Annotated in this window: 12 protein-coding genes and 1 pseudogene; 9 read left to right on the top strand and 4 right to left on the bottom strand. The window is 41.7% G+C overall.

Translation table 11 applies throughout. From position 1 onward, the window contains the following. Positions 1-94 precede the first annotated feature (94 nt). The 3 genes from AOB57_RS04885 to AOB57_RS04875 all read left to right on the top strand — a co-directional run bounded on the left by AOB57_RS04885 (position 95) and on the right by AOB57_RS04875 (position 4262). Positions 95-1591: an FAD-dependent oxidoreductase gene (locus AOB57_RS04885; RefSeq protein WP_054298384.1), complete on the top strand. Its 1497-nt coding sequence runs from the start codon at positions 95-97 to the stop codon at positions 1589-1591. Positions 1592-1933: 342 nt separating this feature from the next. After that, entirely contained in the window at positions 1934-4027 is a 2094-nt protein-coding gene (locus tag AOB57_RS04880) for a CHASE4 domain-containing protein (RefSeq protein ID WP_167829547.1), read from the top strand. Next, positions 4017-4262, top strand: a complete 246-nt coding sequence (locus AOB57_RS04875; RefSeq protein WP_054300026.1) for a hypothetical protein — start codon at positions 4017-4019, stop codon at positions 4260-4262. Before AOB57_RS04880 ends, AOB57_RS04875 begins: the two co-directional genes overlap by 11 nt. A 50-nt stretch (positions 4263-4312) precedes the next feature. Here the strand turns inward: AOB57_RS04875 and AOB57_RS04870 are convergent, their stop codons facing one another. Further along, entirely contained in the window at positions 4313-4993 is a 681-nt protein-coding gene (locus tag AOB57_RS04870; protein ID WP_054300027.1) for a dienelactone hydrolase family protein, read from the bottom strand. Between the two features lie 67 nt (positions 4994-5060). Continuing rightward, on the bottom strand, positions 5061-5714 hold the full coding sequence (locus AOB57_RS04865) for a phosphoribosyltransferase (protein ID WP_054300028.1): 654 nt from the start codon (positions 5712-5714) through the stop codon (positions 5061-5063). 623 nt (positions 5715-6337) lie between these two features. On the opposite strand from AOB57_RS04865, the pseudogene AOB57_RS04860 reads away from it, so the two are divergent. Then, positions 6338-7376, top strand: a pseudogene (locus AOB57_RS04860) (IS630 family transposase). Positions 7377-7503: 127 nt separating this feature from the next. Then, positions 7504-9591, top strand: a complete 2088-nt coding sequence (locus AOB57_RS04855; protein WP_226999646.1) for an MASE3 domain-containing protein — start codon at positions 7504-7506, stop codon at positions 9589-9591. 289 nt (positions 9592-9880) lie between these two features. On the opposite strand, the gene AOB57_RS04850 is transcribed toward AOB57_RS04855, so the two are convergent. Beyond that, positions 9881-10633 carry a DUF6438 domain-containing protein gene (locus tag AOB57_RS04850; protein WP_054300023.1) on the bottom strand — a complete coding sequence of 251 codons (753 nt, stop codon included), beginning with the start codon at positions 10631-10633 and terminating at the stop codon, positions 9881-9883. Positions 10634-11068: 435 nt separating this feature from the next. Here AOB57_RS04850 and AOB57_RS04845 point away from each other — a divergent pair, with 435 nt between their 5' ends. After that, positions 11069-11650, top strand: coding sequence for a hypothetical protein (locus tag AOB57_RS04845; RefSeq protein WP_226999645.1), 582 nt, complete (start codon positions 11069-11071; stop codon positions 11648-11650). Between the two features lie 65 nt (positions 11651-11715). On the opposite strand, the gene AOB57_RS04840 is transcribed toward AOB57_RS04845, so the two are convergent. Next, positions 11716-11934, bottom strand: a complete 219-nt coding sequence (locus AOB57_RS04840) for a hypothetical protein (protein ID WP_054300022.1) — start codon at positions 11932-11934, stop codon at positions 11716-11718. Positions 11935-12501: 567 nt separating this feature from the next. Between AOB57_RS04840 and AOB57_RS04835 the strand changes: the two genes are divergently transcribed. From AOB57_RS04835 to AOB57_RS04825, 3 genes are all read left to right on the top strand, one after another. Then, positions 12502-13320 (top strand): PRC-barrel domain-containing protein, encoded by an 819-nt coding sequence (locus tag AOB57_RS04835; protein ID WP_054300021.1) that lies wholly within the window; start codon positions 12502-12504, stop codon positions 13318-13320. Between the two features lie 143 nt (positions 13321-13463). Next, positions 13464-14258: a PRC-barrel domain-containing protein gene (locus tag AOB57_RS04830; RefSeq protein WP_054300020.1), complete on the top strand. Its 795-nt coding sequence runs from the start codon at positions 13464-13466 to the stop codon at positions 14256-14258. Positions 14259-14412: 154 nt separating this feature from the next. Further along, positions 14413-16377, top strand: coding sequence for a PRC-barrel domain-containing protein (locus tag AOB57_RS04825; protein WP_054300019.1), 1965 nt, complete (start codon positions 14413-14415; stop codon positions 16375-16377). The last annotated feature ends 111 nt before the right edge of the window (positions 16378-16488 follow it).

Here is a 16488-nt window from a genome sequence, read left to right as displayed (position 1 = left end):
GGGCGAGATCTTTATCCTATAAGCGTTCGCTCTTTATCGATGAGAGAAGTGTTCGATCTCCTAGATAAACTAGAACAAAGGTTAAGTGAAAAATATGACACATGGGAAAAATACTGGTTATACTCTGCCTGGCAGGGCAGAATCATACTGGCTAGCAACTACCCCTGAATCAAACTATCCTGCTCTCTCAGGGGATATTAATGTTGACGTGGCGATAATCGGGGGAGGAATAGTCGGAATTACTTCGGCTTTTCTTTTGAAGGAAGTGGGGGTGTCTGTCGCAGTTATCGAGGCAGACAGGATAATAAAAGGAGCTACAGGCTATACAACAGCAAAAATCACATCCCAGCACAACCTTATTTATGACAGACTGATCTCACGATTTGGAAGAGCACAGGCGAAACAGTACGCTGAGGCTAATCAGGCGGCAATCGACAGAATAGAGTATATCGTTCGTTCATGGGACATATCCTGTGACTTCGCTCAAAAGTCGGCGTATGTCTATGCAGGTTCTGAAAATTCTGCACAGAAAATTCTGGATGAGGTCCGAGCAGCCAGGAGCCTGGGGCTTCCAGCCTCATTTGAAAATAGTCTACCGTTGCCTTTTGAGACCTACGGAGCAGTCCGCTTTAACAGACAGGCACAGTTTCATCCTCGAAAATACCTGTGTGCCCTTGCCAGAGAGATTGAGGGAGATAGTTGCTATATTTTTGAGAAAACTCGGGCACTCGGGATAGAAGGAGGAGAGCCCGTAGTAATTAAAACTGATAGGGGGACAGTAAGAGCTGACGATGTAATTCAGGCAACGCATTTCCCGATCCTTGATAAGCCAGGAGAACTGTTCAAAAAACTATCTCAGTCTATGTCGTATGTACTTGGACTACGCATTGAAGAAACATTTCCGGATGGAATGTTTATAAATGCTGAGGAGCCTGCCCGGTCCCTCCGCTCCCAGCCTGCTGAGGGAGGTGAACTTGTGCTTGCAGTTGGCGACGGGCATCCGACAGGGAGTGGAAATCCAACACATCAGCACTACAGGCAGCTTGAGGATTGGGCAAGGTCGATCTATAATGTAAGGTCTATTGACTACCACTGGTTAACTGAGGATGTAGTATCTGAAGATGGTGTGCCGCTTATAGGAAGGCTTACTCCGGACAGCGAGCATTCCTATCTGGCTACCGGATTCGGGAAGTGGGGCATGACAACTGGCACTGCGGCAGCAGTGATAATCACGGATATGATTCTTGGCAGGGATAATCCGTGGGCTGAGGTATACGATCCATCAAGGTTCAGAGAAATATCCGAACTCATTATCCGGGAAGATCTCCCAGAAGTTGAACCAGGTCAGGGCACCCTTGTTGAGAAAGGAGAGGACAAGGTGGCTGTATACAGGGACCCTCAGGGCGTACTTTATACTCTCAATCCTGCCTGCAGGCACATGGGATGCACGGTATCCTGGAATGATGCTGATAGAACCTGGGACTGCCATTGCCACGGTTCTCGTTATAATGCCAGGGGAGAAGTAATTCAGAGTCCTGCTGTTTATGGGCTTCTGGAGAAGAAAGTAAAGGAGCAGAACCAGTATCGGTGATTTCGATAAATAACTTATCTGTCTGTTAATACATCTTCATAAACGTCATAGCTCTCAATTTTTTTTAATCTATTGAGCTCGACTCTTAATTTTTTTTCATTTATAATATATCCTTACCATACGATGGACCCTATTGAATATGTTTCTATGTATATCCCTGTGTATCAAGACTAAATTTTGAGAACAATTTCCGATATTATTCTCTCTGTAGCTGCAAACACTTGAAATTCGAGAAAAGTATTCTTTCCTTTAAATTTATCTCATATTTATCCTAAATTTTATATACTGTTCCCCCTTTATACTTTAATAAATTTTAGTTTTTTCTTATTTACAGGCTGTGGGGTGTCCAGAATAGATATCAGTAAAAAGGTTCTTTTAGTAACCCTTTTAATTTTTGCTGTTCTTACAGCTGCCTTTACTCTCACCTATAGCATGCAGCGTTCTAACTTTCTGGAACTTGAACATAATGATACACTGGAGAATGTAGAAAGAGTACAGAATGCCGTTTCAGCTGAACAGGAGTACTTGGATTCCATCGTGCAGGATTGGGCTTGTTGGGATGATACTTATGAATTTATTGAGAATGGAAACCTGCAATATATCAATGTAAATCTACAGAATCAGACCCTTGCAGGAATCAAGCTTCATGTGACACTTTTTGTAAACGAATCCGGAGATGTGGTCTATGCAAAATCAATAGATATTGATACCGCAGAAGAAGTATCGGTCCCTCAGGAGTTACTTCAACTGATAAAAGACGGAACTCTTCTTACAAAAGCAGAAAATGAAACCATAAGCGGTTTTGTATTACTCGAAGAAAGCCCTATGTTTATTGCCTGTCATCCAATCCTTACGTCAAATTCAAAGGGACCTGTGAGAGGCACTTTGATTTTCGGAAAATATTTTGATGAGGCACTTCTGGCTTCTTTCGAAGATGCTACCTGTTATTCCCTTACAATGTACAGAACTTATGAAGAATTGCCTGCTGACGTCAGATCACAGATTAAAAGCTTTTCGGATTTTCCAGATAGACCCATCATTATACCTGAAAACGATGAGAGAATAGCAGGTTTCTTCGAATTAGAAGATATTTCAGGCAAGCCTGCCCTTATTATTAAAGCAGATTTCCCCAGAAGGCTCTATTCAAATGGCGAGAGAATCCTGGATAATATGTATTTTTTCCTTTTACTAACCGGACTTATGACAGGCATAGGAGTTAAATTTGCACTTGACAGGCTGTTCGTCTCAAGAATAATACAAATTGACGATTTCGTTACTCGGATCAGGTCGGAGAGGGATCTTTCCCGAAGGTTGTCCCTTGAGAATAATGATGAGCTCTATCGCCTTTCAAAAGAGATTAACGGGATGTTAAATGAAATTAATCTTGCAGAACAGGAATTAAAGGCACAGGAACAAGAAAAGAAAGTCCTGCTCGATTCCCTGAATGAGCTGGTTATTTTCGTAAGCCCTGAGCTTAAAATTATCTGGGTAAACAGGTCTGCCCTTGAATGTATGAACATAGAGCTTCAAAAGGCAATTGGAATGTCCCTTAAAGATATTCCTGGTACAGTTGGCCTTCTATCCAGTTACCTGAATTTTGAGCGGATTTTTGTAACAGGCAATAAAAAATCAGGGGAATTTACTACAAAGGATGGCAAGACCTGGTACATTCAGGCAATTCCTGTAACCGGAGAGGATGGAAAAATTATAGGCATCCTTGAGATGTGCAGGGACATTACGGAAAAGAAAAAAGCTGAGCAGTTGCGGAAGAGAGAGATCAACCATAGAATTAAAAACAACCTGCAGATAGTTTCGTCCCTGCTTGATCTTCAGGCTGAAAAGTTCAGTGACAGAAAGGTCATTGAAGCTTTTAAGGAAAGCGAAAGCCGTATTCTATCGATGTCTCTTATTCACCAGGAGCTCTACGAATCTGGAAAATTGGATTCTCTTGATTTTTCGTCCTATCTCCGTAAACTGATAGCCGATCTTATCAAATCATACAATACCAAAACCGGTGAAATTCGCGTAAAGCTTGATATCAGTACTGTTTTCCTGGAGGTCGATACTGCGGTTTCCCTGGGCATTATAATAAATGAACTGTTTACAAATTCTATTAAGTACGCTTTTCCAGCAGGAGCAGGCGGTGAAATCTCGATTTCACTGGTCAGAGAAAAATCTATAGAAGAAATAACAGGAAATAATTCCACGGGTGAAATCCTTCTTGAAAGCTCAGGAAAGCTTTCCGGAGCGAGTAAAAATTATAAGCTTATTTATGCAGACAATGGGAAAGGGTTTCCGGAAGGGCTCGATTTCAGGAACCCTGAATCTCTGGGTTTGCAGCTTGTAAACGCTCTTATAAACCAGATAGAGGGCAGTTTAGATCTGGAAAGGAGAAATGGAACAAAGTTTATTATACATTTTAAAAGTGAGCTTTAGATCTGTAGCAGATAACAGGACTGAAACAGGGACGGAAGATATAAACGGCTTTGTAGGAATCGTTAACCACGAAAAGCACGGAAAACGCGGAATAGGGATAATACGGGTACAGCTCGTCGGTGCTTTCCGTGTATTCCGTAGTTATGAAGTAAGCGAAAATATTTACCTTAGAAACTCTAGTTTTAGCCTGTTTAAGCTGATTTCGATAGGTTCTCTACAGAGCCGAATAAACTAAAACAAAGCAATCGTTATTTTTTACTCATTCAACAATTCGCTACTTACCTGTTATTTCCCTTCCAGAAGATATCTTTTAAACCATTCTCCAGCTAAATCTGCAACTTCTTCAAGTGTGCCCGGCTCTTCGAAAAGATGAGTTGCTCCGGGAACGATTTTAAGTTCTTTCTGCTCTGCCTTCAACCGGTCTAATGCCCACTGATTCATCTCGATTACCTGAAAATCCTGCCCGCCCACAATAAGCAGTGTTGGAGCCTTTACATCCGGCAGAGCTTTTTCAGCAAGATCAGGTCTTCCTCCCCTGGAGACGACTGCTTTTACAACACCTGCATGCTCTTTTGCAGCTATGAGTGCGGCTGCAGCTCCCGTACTGGCGCCAAAATAACCTATATTGAGGTTTTTAGTATCAGGATTGCTCAAAAGCCAGTTTGTAACCTCAACAAGCCGGTTTGCAAGCAGGTCAATATCAAACCTGAGATGGGCCGTTACCATGTCAATTCTCTCCTCTTCGGCTGTCAACAGGTCGAATAACAGCGTTCCGAGGCCTTCCTTCTGAAGTTCCTGTGCAACAAACCGGTTCCGCGAGCTAAAACGACTGCTCCCGCTGCCGTGTGCAAAAACAACAATTCCTTTCGCTTCTTCAGGAATAGTGAGATTTCCTTCAAGTGTGATGGAATCAATCGGGATTTGAATCTCATTACTGCTCTTGCTTTTACTCGATAATTCGCTCATGCCAATCCCCCCAAAAAGTTCTGCTATTAATCACAGATTCGGATACAAGCAGATATCAAATCAGTTTTCATTTAGCCGGAAGAGTTCTTGCCTTTTCCAGGAGTTCAATTACCTCTTCGTCAGTTGTCTGCCTGAAATCAACGTACCAGGCTCCAACCCCATAGAAAGGTTCAGGCGTAGTCACACATATTACTTCGTCTACCTCCCTTCCGAAAAATTCGCATGTGTCAGGTGCAGCTGTTGGCACTGCAACAACGATTTTAGCCGGGTTTTTGGTTTTAAGGGCAGCTGCAGCTGCACGCATTGTTGCGCCCGTAGCAAGGCCGTCATCTATCAAAATTACAGTCGACCCACTTATATCGGGTTTGGGCCTGTCTCCGCGATAAAGGCGTTCTCTGCGCTCAAGTTCCCTGAGCTCATTCGCAGCTACGGTAGCAATTACTCTATCGGGTACCTGAAACGACCTGACAACATCTTCATTCAACACGCGGATATCGTTAGAAGCAATAGCTCCCATTGCCAGTTCTTCATTTCCGGGCACTCCCAGTTTCCGCACTATAAACACATCCATTTTTACATTCAGTTCCTTTGCAACCTCAAATGCCACTGGAACGCCACCCCGTGGGAGCGCGAGTATCAATACATCCGAACGATTTGCATATTTAGAAAGCTCTTTCGCCAGCCTTCTTCCAGCATCCACCCTATCTTTAAAAAATGACATATTTCCCTCAACCCCTGTTGAATGAATTAATTGATAAGATAAGCCATAATAATTATATTACATGTTCAAACCCTTAAACGTATAGATTAATATAATTAAGCTTAAAATATTATATAATTACTTCCTTATATGAAGTGAAAGCTAGGAAAAATTAAATTTTAAAAACAATTATTCTTTTTTCCAGATGTATCGCTCATGTGAAATCCATCAGAGCTTAAAATATTTGATGCCAATTTATATTTTGTTTGCATCTTATTTTTTGAATAATTAATTTAAAATAATTCATGTCCTTAATATATTGTGGAGTTAGGAAGTAAGTCTAGTATGAAATAAATTAAAGAATTGCCTGGAGGCCTATCCTGCTCAGAATCGATATATCTGGGGGGAAATATCGGCTGGGCTGCTGTATTGGGGGGATACGGTAAACGGGATTAGAGCTTCCGGGCTTCTTCTTAATCTCTTTTCTGCGATCCGTCCTGCTCTTCCCTTTCCATTCACTTGTAAGTCTTTGCAAGTCTAAAACAATGCCAGGTTTTATTATGGGTTTAAAGCTGCTTTGTATGCCTAACAATTTATAGTCCTTGACGTAAGGTATTACACACATTAACTCATATTATCCTTTTATGGTGGGGAAGGAACAAATTGCTATTGATCAGAAGTTAAGTCTTGATGAGGTTAACTCCTTAATCAAACATGAAAATAACTCTCGCGTTCTAAAAAGGCTTTATTTTATCAAATTTAGGTATTTAGGAGGTTCTGTTGAAGAAGCTGCCATCAAAGTTGGGGTAACTAAGAAATGTGGCTATTATTGGCAAGATTATTGGAATAAAGGCGGCTATGCCGCCTTGATGCCACAATTTGGTGGAGGAAGAAAGCCTAAGCTTACTGACGAACAAATGATAGAATTAAAGAGTTTGTTGAAAAAGAAAGATTTCTGGACTACCAGAGAAGTATTAGAGCTAATAAAGGAAAAATATGGCGTTGAGTACTCATTAAAAAGGATAGGAGTTATACTGAAAAACTTTGGAATGCATCATTCAAAACCTTATATTCTCGACTACAGGAGACCTAAAGATGCAGAAGAAATTTTAAAAAAAGTTAAGTGAAACAGTTCCAAAGTATCCTCTTTCACATTAGAAATATGTAATAGGTTTCCTTGATGAATCCTCACCACAAACAAAAGCAAATACGCAGCGTTTGTGGTCATTTACAAAATCTTCAATGATAAAAAATACAGATTACATAAAGGCAAATGCATTTGCCTTTTACTCAATTAATGGGAATAATCTGATTGATTTTAAAGAGAGTTCAAAGGCAGAAAGCGTATGTGAGTTTCTTGAAAAAATAATGGAAGAGAACAGAGGAAAAATCATAGTACTTATACTTGATAATTTTAAAGCACATAAAGCAGATAAAACAAAGATGAAAGCAAAAGAATTGGGAATTAAACTTGTGTTTCTTCCACCTTATTCACCAGATTTGAATCCTGTAGAGTTAATATGGAAAACAATTAAAAGAGAAGTATCGGTCAGATTTATTCAATCAAAAGAACATTTGAGAAATATAATCAAAAATGAATTTAACAGGATAGAGGGTTCGCTATCATTTGCAAAAAGCTGGATAGAAAAATTTTATCCACAAATTAAAAGTGTAACTAGTTGAGAGAAGAACTATAGTGTAAACAAACTCAATCTTATTATAGATATTTAATATAGATACTTAACTTTTCAGGGTTTAAGTGTAACGGGGGTAACTGAACATCTTAGACGTCAGGGAAAATACGCTAAAAGTGGACTTCTATGAGGTAGTAGTCTGGGTCACCATAATTATTTTGCTTTACTTAATTAGCCTTAGCAATTATCTCCTGTTTTATACAGTAGTAGAGTTGTTCAGTGTCTACGTTGCATATGTAATATTTCTCATAGTATGGAAATCAAGAACCCGCTTGGAGAATCGGTATCTTATTATTCTGGGGATCGGGTATTTTTTTGTCGGAAGCGTCGACTTTTTGGGCACGCTTGCATTCCATGGGATGGGAGTGTTTCCTGGGTTTGACACAAACCTTACCATTCAACTGCACATAATTGCAAGGTTCCTGAGAAGTGCTACTTTCCTGGTAGCTCCGCTATTTTTAATATACACTGGAGAGAGGCTGGGGAATGTCCGAACTCTAAATAATGCAGCCTTTGCCTGGAAGACCTTTCTCATATATGCAGTAATTACCATCACCTGCGTAGTTTCAATCTTCTTTTTACAGAGTTTCCCGAATTCTTATCTCCAGGGTTCAGAGTTCACACAATTCAAAATAATTAGTGGATACTTTATTTCTTTCATGTTTCTCTTCTCCTTGTTTCTCCTGTATATAACCAGGGACAGATTTGAGGAAGATGTTTTCAACCTGCTCTCAGTATCCATAATCCTGGCAATCCTTTCAGAATTGTCCTTTATGTTTTACAGTCAAATGGATGAAACTTCAAACGTTATAGGTCTCGTTTTCAAACTCCTGTCTTTTTACCTGATTTATAAAGCAATTGTAGACATCGGATTTGAGGAGCCCTGCAGTTTGTTCTTCAGGGAGCTTAAACACCGGGAAGAGGATCTCAGGCAGAAAGCGGCTTTCCTTGGGGATGAGTACAGTCATATTTGCAGGATGATAGGCAAGAGGTATCTTATCGAGCCTCGAAGAATTGAGGAGGGAGACTACAGAGGAAACCGAGAAGAAGATTCAGGCAGTTACCGTTCTTTCATGCAAAATCTCCAGGGAATTGGTTTCCAATTCAGTAAGGACTTTAAGATAACTTTCATACATGGTCCTGTTGAGGAGATGACAGGCTATCCCGGGCAGGATTTAGTCTCCGGACAGGTCGACTGGCAGGAGATAGTCGTAGCTGAAGACCGCCCTGCTATTTTTAAGAAAAGGAAGAAATTGAGATTAAACCCGAACTCTATTGTTGAAAGCGAATACCGAATACAGAAAAAAGATGGGGAAGTAAAATGGGTCAGGGAAATAATCCAGAAGATTCCGGAGGAACCTGAGAACTCAGGGAAATTCCAGGGTCTGATTTATGATATCACTGAGCGCAAGATGGCAGAAGAAGCTCTGGAAAAAATAGACAAAATCCGGGTAAGAGAGGTCCATCACCGCATAAAGAATAACCTTCAGGTAATTTCATCCCTGCTCAGCCTCCAGGCCGAAAAATTCGATGACAAAGAGGTAATTGAAGCCTTTAGGGAAAGTCAAAACCGGGTTGCATCCATAGCAATGATCCACGAGAAGCTACATGAGAGTGAAAGCATGGACACTCTCGATTTTTCAGATTACCTTAGAAATCTAACCGCAGATCTTTTCAGTTCTTACAGAGTGGGGAATAACAATATAAACCTCAAGTTGAATCTCGAACCGGTTTATCTGGGCATGGGCACTGCAATCCCGCTGGGAATTATTGTAAACGAGCTTATCTCAAATGCCCTCAAGCATGCTTTCCCTGAGAGAAGGGAAGGCGAGATCAGCATAAATCTCTGCAGGATTGAAACATTTGCTGCAAGATATGGGATCCCGGGTCAGGATAAAGCCAATCCGGCAGGCAATAATTGTCCGGATGATAACTATCCGAATAACTATCGGGACGTACAGGACTATCCGGACAGAGAGGAACATACAGGTGATAGGTACTTTAAATATTATAATAATTTCAATTATATACTTACTGTAAGAGATAATGGAAAAGGAATCCCCAAAGAGATTGATTTTCAAACTACTGATTCCCTGGGACTCCAGCTCGTAAACATTCTTGTAGAGCAAATCGACGGTTATATCGAGCTTAAGAGGTACCCGGGAACAGAGTTTACAATCTGTTTTAACAATAAAGAAAAGTAAGGTTGGAATTCAGGGTGCAGGTTTTATACTTTATCTTGGAAGGGTCTTCTCGCCTTCCAAGATAAAACGAGACCAACAATTCTACCGGTATGGTTGATGATCTGACAATTTCTCAGGTCAAAGAAGATAGTTAGAAATTCGGTGGTGCATCCGCCGGAAACCCTTTAATTTTTCCCCTGGAAATTTTTAGCTCAAATACGAAATTAATAAGAAAAATCAGTACTCCCCCGGAGACTCAATAATCCCCTGGGGATTGAATAAACTTTAAAAATCCAATATCCTCCTGTGTTTAAGTAATGTCAGTGTTTTCAGTTTCTCTCTCGGCAGGTTTCTGGGCAAGTTCGTCCCATTCCCCATCGATTATGGCAGATGTAACATTCCTGTCTGAGATTGTGATTTCTATTCTATGGGGAGTAAGAGCCTCAGTTACGATCTGGTCTGCCCGGTTCCCATAACCTCCGTGCCTGCTTGTAAAATTATAGGTTAAAATATGCTGTTCTGGAATTGACTCTAGAATCTCATGATTTTCAAGCTTCAGGTCAAAGCCGTCGAAACTGTACGTAGGAGCACTCTTTATCCAGTTTTCTACTATTTCTTCGGCTTCCTCAGGCGAAGTGGATACGGCATAGGCTCGAAGCTCGAGCAGTGCTGAATTGATTTCCTGAAGACCTTCAGGCATATATTCTGAATAGTAAGGATCTACAATTATTGTTTTTGACCTATTTTTCTCAATCAGGCTTATTTCCACTGTCCCGACATCTGTAACTACAGGTTGTCCTTCCTGTGGAACGTAGCGATCTTGCATCTCAAAAAATCCATTTCTCTCAAACAGGTTTACAAGTTCTTCAAAATCAGTCTCATTAAAAGGTTTCTCATATACTTGCTTGAATTCCCCTTCCATACCCGATGTCGTAAATACAACATGCGTATTGTTTACAGTCAAGACCTGTAGCTGCATTTCTGGAAGCGTAAAAGCCCCATAGGTCTTGTGGATTATTGTTATATTCTCTGGGATTCCTGATTGTCCTGATTGTCCTTCCATACATCCGGCTGAAAAAGTTATCAGAATTATAAATAGAATGAAAACTATTTTATTAATTAGAGTCCCCCCTCTTTACACTGTTCAGGTTTACTGCTTTCAACTTCTTATTAAGACTGAAAATTAATTTCCTACTTTGCGAAATTTTGTTTTTTATTCAATTATTGTGTCTTTATCCAATTTGTTTTTTTTGTTTGGTCGGTATATTAATTATTAATCCCTTTGACTCTCTCTGCGTATATCCTGATCAATTTAAAGAACTTCCTTAATCTGTTCAGTAACATTCTTGATTCGCACTCAGAGGCATAATTATTTAATTTCAGGCTGCCAGTAAGCATTAAGACAATCCTGTGAACTTCCTTTTGATGCCTTGATTCTCAAAATGTCCGTTTTAACAAAGCTGGTTTGTGGTTGTCCTATGAAATGCAATACAAAGGAATGGAAAGAAAAAGAGCCAAATTTCTTAAAAGTAAGATCTGTGTATGGTGCGGGTCTTCCGATTCCCTGTGTATACATATTCCCAGAACTTATTCTCCGGCTCAGGTCAAATCTGAGATTTACAGTGCTGCATATACAAGATTCAGGGAGATTTGCAGGCAGAAATACCAGAAGTTCGAACGCATCCCAACCGGCAAACATCGGCATAAAAGCCACCCTAACTGGCATAAAGCCTCAACTGTGCATAAAACCGAGCCTGACCATACTGACCTTGAGGAACAATTTACCGATGTTCTTCTTGAGGACACGGGAGAAGGCAATTTTAAAAAGCTTTATCACGAGTGGCTTGAAGAAACCGGGATTAATGAATTGATTGAGGAGGAAGTTAAAAAAGCAGAGGAAGAATGCGAATCTCTGGCAAATGCAATTGTGCTCTGCAAACGCTGCCATTTTGCAAGCCTCAGGGGTATGAATCTCTGTCCAGTATGCAGGAAAAAATACAAATCCGTGAGCTATGAGACCTGTTTTGACTGCTTGCCTGACGAGAAAAAAGTGGGATTTCGGGAAAGGCAAAACCGATAGATATACGGAAAATTCAGAGTCCCCTTATAAATCGTTTTTTGAGTCTTGCTTCAGGAAAACCCTTTTCAGAGAAGAGCCCAGCCGCTTCCTCCACATGCCCTGCATGTTCCGATCTCAAGACTTCCGGATCCGTTACAGACTGGACATGCTATTGCAGGCTGAGCAACGAGTACGTCACCCTGTCCCCCGCAAGCTTCACAAACTCCGCCGTTGACATGTCCGGTCCCGCCGCAAAGAGAGCATTTTTCCGGAGCATATTCAGTATCTATATAGGTATGGAGCATCCTATCACCTTCGAAGGTAAGATTATAGAAATATTGTCAAAAAAATCCTTTTGATACATATTTTCGGCTTTCTGGGTTAAAAGAGCTTTCAAAAAGATAAAAAGGAAAAGGTTATAACTTAATTACCGGCTTTCCCCTTCTTTCAGGATCTGCAGCCCCCCCCGATACGAATTGTTAAAATATTTTATGAGAGATCTAAAACATCACAAATATTTGGTTCTTGGAACTACTCATAAATTCCTCCTTCTAAATTCTGAATTTTTAATAGCTAGTTTCATCAATATAATTAACCGCAGGAATATTCTTTCCCGGCATTTTAGGCAATTTGCCAGCCTGATATCCTTAAATTTAATATGTAAATTTTCCAAAAAATCTCTTCATTTCTACTTTTTCTTTATAATATTTATTCATAAATCTCTACTTAATAACATAGAATATTACTTTTAATGATTCCGGTAGTTTTAAGTAACATCAAAAAAATAATATTAATTAGGGGTTGATTTCGGAGCTGTGTCTGGGGACGCGGACTTTGAAATGGTGTCTCCTGAAGCTTAGGGAGTTTGAACTATGGCAGATAGGGGTAATCCAGAGTTTTTGTCAGCTAGCACGATAAAAGGGGATAAGGTTATCAGCAGTACAGGGGAGGATCTGGGGAAAATTGAAGAACTGATGATTGACATTCAGAACGGAAGAGTAGCGTATGCTGCCCTTTCTTTTGGGGGATTCCTGGGCCTGGGCGATAAGCTGTTTGCTATTCCCTGGCAAGCTCTTACACTAAGAGTACACGAGCATGCCTTTTTACTTGGCATTCCTAAAGAAACTTTGGAAAAGGCAGAAGGTTTCGACAAAGATAACTGGCCTTTAACTACTCATAAGGAGCTTTCCAATACCTACACCTACTATGGGTACCGCCCTTACTGGCAGCCTGCAATGACGGAACAAACCGGAGCTCCGGGAGAAACCAAAACGGAAAGGATGGCCAGGGCGGAAACTAGAGAGATCAGGAGCAGAATGAATTTTTTGTCAGCAAGTGAAATAAAAGGGGATAAGGTCGTCAATAAAGAAGGAGAACATCTTGGGAAGATTGAAGAACTGATGATCGACCTTCAAGACGGAAGAATAGCTTATGTTGTCCTTTCTTTTGGGGGATTCCTGGGTCTGGGCAATAAGTTGTTCGCTATCCCCTGGCAGGCTCTTTCACCAAGACTTGATGAAAATGTTTTTGTCCTTGATGTTCCTAAGAAAACTCTTGAAAATGCGAAAGGTTTTGATAAAGATCACTGGCCTGTAACTAATCGTGAATGGCTGTCCACTGTATACAATTATTATGGATACCAGCCTTACTGGCAGGTAGAGAGTATAGAAAATCGGCCGGGTAATCTCTGATACCTTAATCGGGCAGACAGATATGTGTATCAATTACTGGCAAATAGGAGGTTGGAACTGATTTAATTGGGGTAGAGGTTTGAAGTTATGCCTGGAGTGCAGATTTTAATACTGTATCTCCTGAGTTTGGGGGGCTGGAAAATATGGCAAATAGAGATAATCCAGATTTTTTGTCAGAAGGTACACTAAAAGGGAGTAAGGTCATCAACAAGGCTGGAGAGGATATTGGGAAGATTGAAAAATTAATGATCGATCTCGCAGATGGAAGAATAGCATATGCCGTATTGTCTTTTGGTGGAATCCTGGACAGGAGAGATAAACTCTATGCCATTCCCTGGCAACCTCTTAAATCAGAAATGCATGATCATGTTTTTATTCTTGATATCTCCAGAGAGGCTCTGGAAAAAGCTGAGGGTTTTGATAAGGATAGCTGGTCTTTAACCCGTGAGGAACTTTCAGGCGTCTATACTTATTATGGACACCAGCCTTACTGGCAGACTATAATGGCAGAACAAACCGGATTGCCTGGAGAAACCGAGCCTGAAAGAATGATTCGAATGAGAAGAACGGCAGGTAAAAAATATCCAGATTTTTTGCCCGCAGACACGATAAAAGGGGAGAAGGTTGTCAGCATTGCTGGAGAGGATATTGGGAAGATTGAAGAGTTAGTAATCGACCTTCAGGCTGGAAGAGTAGCATATGCCGTACTTTCTTTTGATGAGTTTCCGGGTATGGGCGGCAAATTCTTTGCTATCCCCTGGCAGGCTCTCCAAGTAAAATTCCAAAAACATGCCTTCTTACTTAATATCCCTAAATATACTCTTGAAAAAGCAGAAGGCTTTGATAAAAATAACTGGCCTGTAACTACACATGATTGGCTCTCTAAAGTATACAGCTACTACGAATATGAGCCTTACTGGCAGACACCGAGATTATAGCCGATCAGGCAGATCTGAGCCTTGATCGGGTAAACAGACCAGGCATTCATTACTGGTAAACCGGATGCGAAACAAACTTATCGGGGAAAAATTCGGAATTGCGCCTGGGTACAGGCGTTTAAATATATGTTTGTAAAACTTTGGGGTTAAAATTATGGCAGATCGAAATAATCCAGATTTTTTGTCAGCAAGCACGCTAAAGGGGGATAAGGTCGTTAACGCAGCTGGAGACGACCTTGGAAAGATTGAAGAATTAATGATCGACCTTCGTGATGGAAGGTTAGCGTTTGCAGTGCTTTCTTTTGGGGGATTCCTGGGGCTGGGCAATAAGCTGTTTGCTATTCCCTGGCAGGCTTTTAGATTAAAACTTCACGACCATGCCCTCGTCCTTGATGTACCTAAAGAGACTCTTGAGAAAGCCGAGGGCTTTGATAAGGACAACTGGCCTGTAACTTCCCGTGAGTGGCTGTCCACTGTATACAATTATTATGGATATCAGCCTTATTGGCAGACAGGAGTGGCTGCAGGAATGCCTGAAGAGACTGAATCCGAGAGGATGACCCGGGCTGGAAGAACGTCTGCAGATAGGGAAAAACCGGATTTTCTGTCAGCAAGCACGCTAAAGGGGGATAAGGTCGTAAGTCCTACTGGAGACAATATTGGAAAAATCGAAGAATTTATGATCGATATCCAAGATGGAAAAGTAGGGTATGTTGTAGTCTCGCATGGCGGGATCCTGGGTATAGGAAACAAACTTTTTGCCGTTCCCTGGCAGGCTCTTACACTGAGAGTGCATGAGCACGCTTTTGCTCTTAATGTTCCCAAAGAAACTCTCGAAAAATCGGAAGGCTTTGATAAGGATAACTGGCCCTTAACTCGCGAAGAACTCTCCAGAACCTATTCCCACTACGGATACGAGCCTTACTGGCAGGCAGGAATGGCGGCACCTGCAGCAGGAGCTGCGGCAGCAGGAAGAGTGGCTGAAGCTATGCTGACTGAAACAGAATCCGAACGGATAGCCCGGATGGAAAGTGAGAGACCGACGCCGGTAGGACCGGAAGAAGAGAGAGCGGCGCAGCAAGAGAGAGAAAGACTTGAAGAATTGAGGAGAACGCAAGAAGAGAAAATCTCGCAGTTAGAAAAGCAGCGGATGGAAGCCGAAAAGCAGGCAGAGACTGAAAGAGATAGGCTGAGGCGGCTGGAAACAGAGAGAATTGAAGCAGAGAGACAGGCACAGGCCGAAAGGCAGAGGCTGGCAGAACTGGAAAAAGAGTTGCAGGAAGCAAGAAGGCAGGAAGAAAGAGAAAAAGTATCCCGGCTTGAAGATGAGTTGAGGTCAGTACAGGCACAGGAAGAAACCCATCGAGAGAGACTCACTCAACTGGAAAGAGAGTGTGCAGAAGCCCGGAAACAGGCTGAGACCGAGAGGCAGAGACTGGCAGAGCTGGAAAGAGAACGTGCTGAAGTAGAAAGGCAGGCTGAGGCCGAGAGAGAAAGGTTAACACAGTTTGAGAGAGAGCGGGCAGAAGCCGAAACTATGGTCCAGGCAAGAGGCACAGAAGGTAGAGTGACACCTGACTTTTTGTCGGCAAGCACGATAAAAACTGATAGGGTCATCAATACGGCTGGAGAAGACCTTGGAAGGATTGAAGAGCTAATGATTGATCTCGATAATGGGAGGGTAGCGTATGCTGTCATGTCTTTTGGCGGATTCCTGGGTATGGCCGATAAGCTGTTTGCTATCCCCTGGCAGGCTCTATCGCTCAGGCCGCATGAACACGCCTTAGTCCTTGATATTTCCAGGGACGTTCTGGAAAGGGCAGAAGGCTTTGATAAGGACAACTGGCCCTTAACCCGTGAGGAGCTCTCCAGAACCTACACTTATTACGGATACCAGCCTTACTGGCAGAGAGGGGTGGCGGCAGGAGTAGAGACCGAACCACAGAGGACTACTCGTACTGAGAGAACAGGGACCCTGGAAACCGCAGAGGAAGTAATGGCGCGGCAGGAAAAAGAGAGGATAGAACATATGGAAAAGACCGAGACTGATGAGGAGAGGCTGCAGAGGCTGGAAAGAGAAAAAGAGATCGCAGCAAGACGGGAACGCAAGTATCATTGAAGATAAAAATAGGGGAGGCATGTTAAATGTCTCCCTGGAGTTAATGGATGGTAAAAGTGTAAACCGGGGTTAAGTTGGTTTATAGCGGCTCATTCTTCTCGGTTTACAGCC

Origin of the sequence: Methanosarcina flavescens, from assembly GCF_001304615.2 — an archaeon.
GTDB classification, from domain to species: domain Archaea; phylum Halobacteriota; class Methanosarcinia; order Methanosarcinales; family Methanosarcinaceae; genus Methanosarcina; species Methanosarcina flavescens.
The sequence above is the reverse complement of the archived record's forward strand: the minus strand, read 5'-3'. Positions and strand labels throughout refer to the sequence as shown.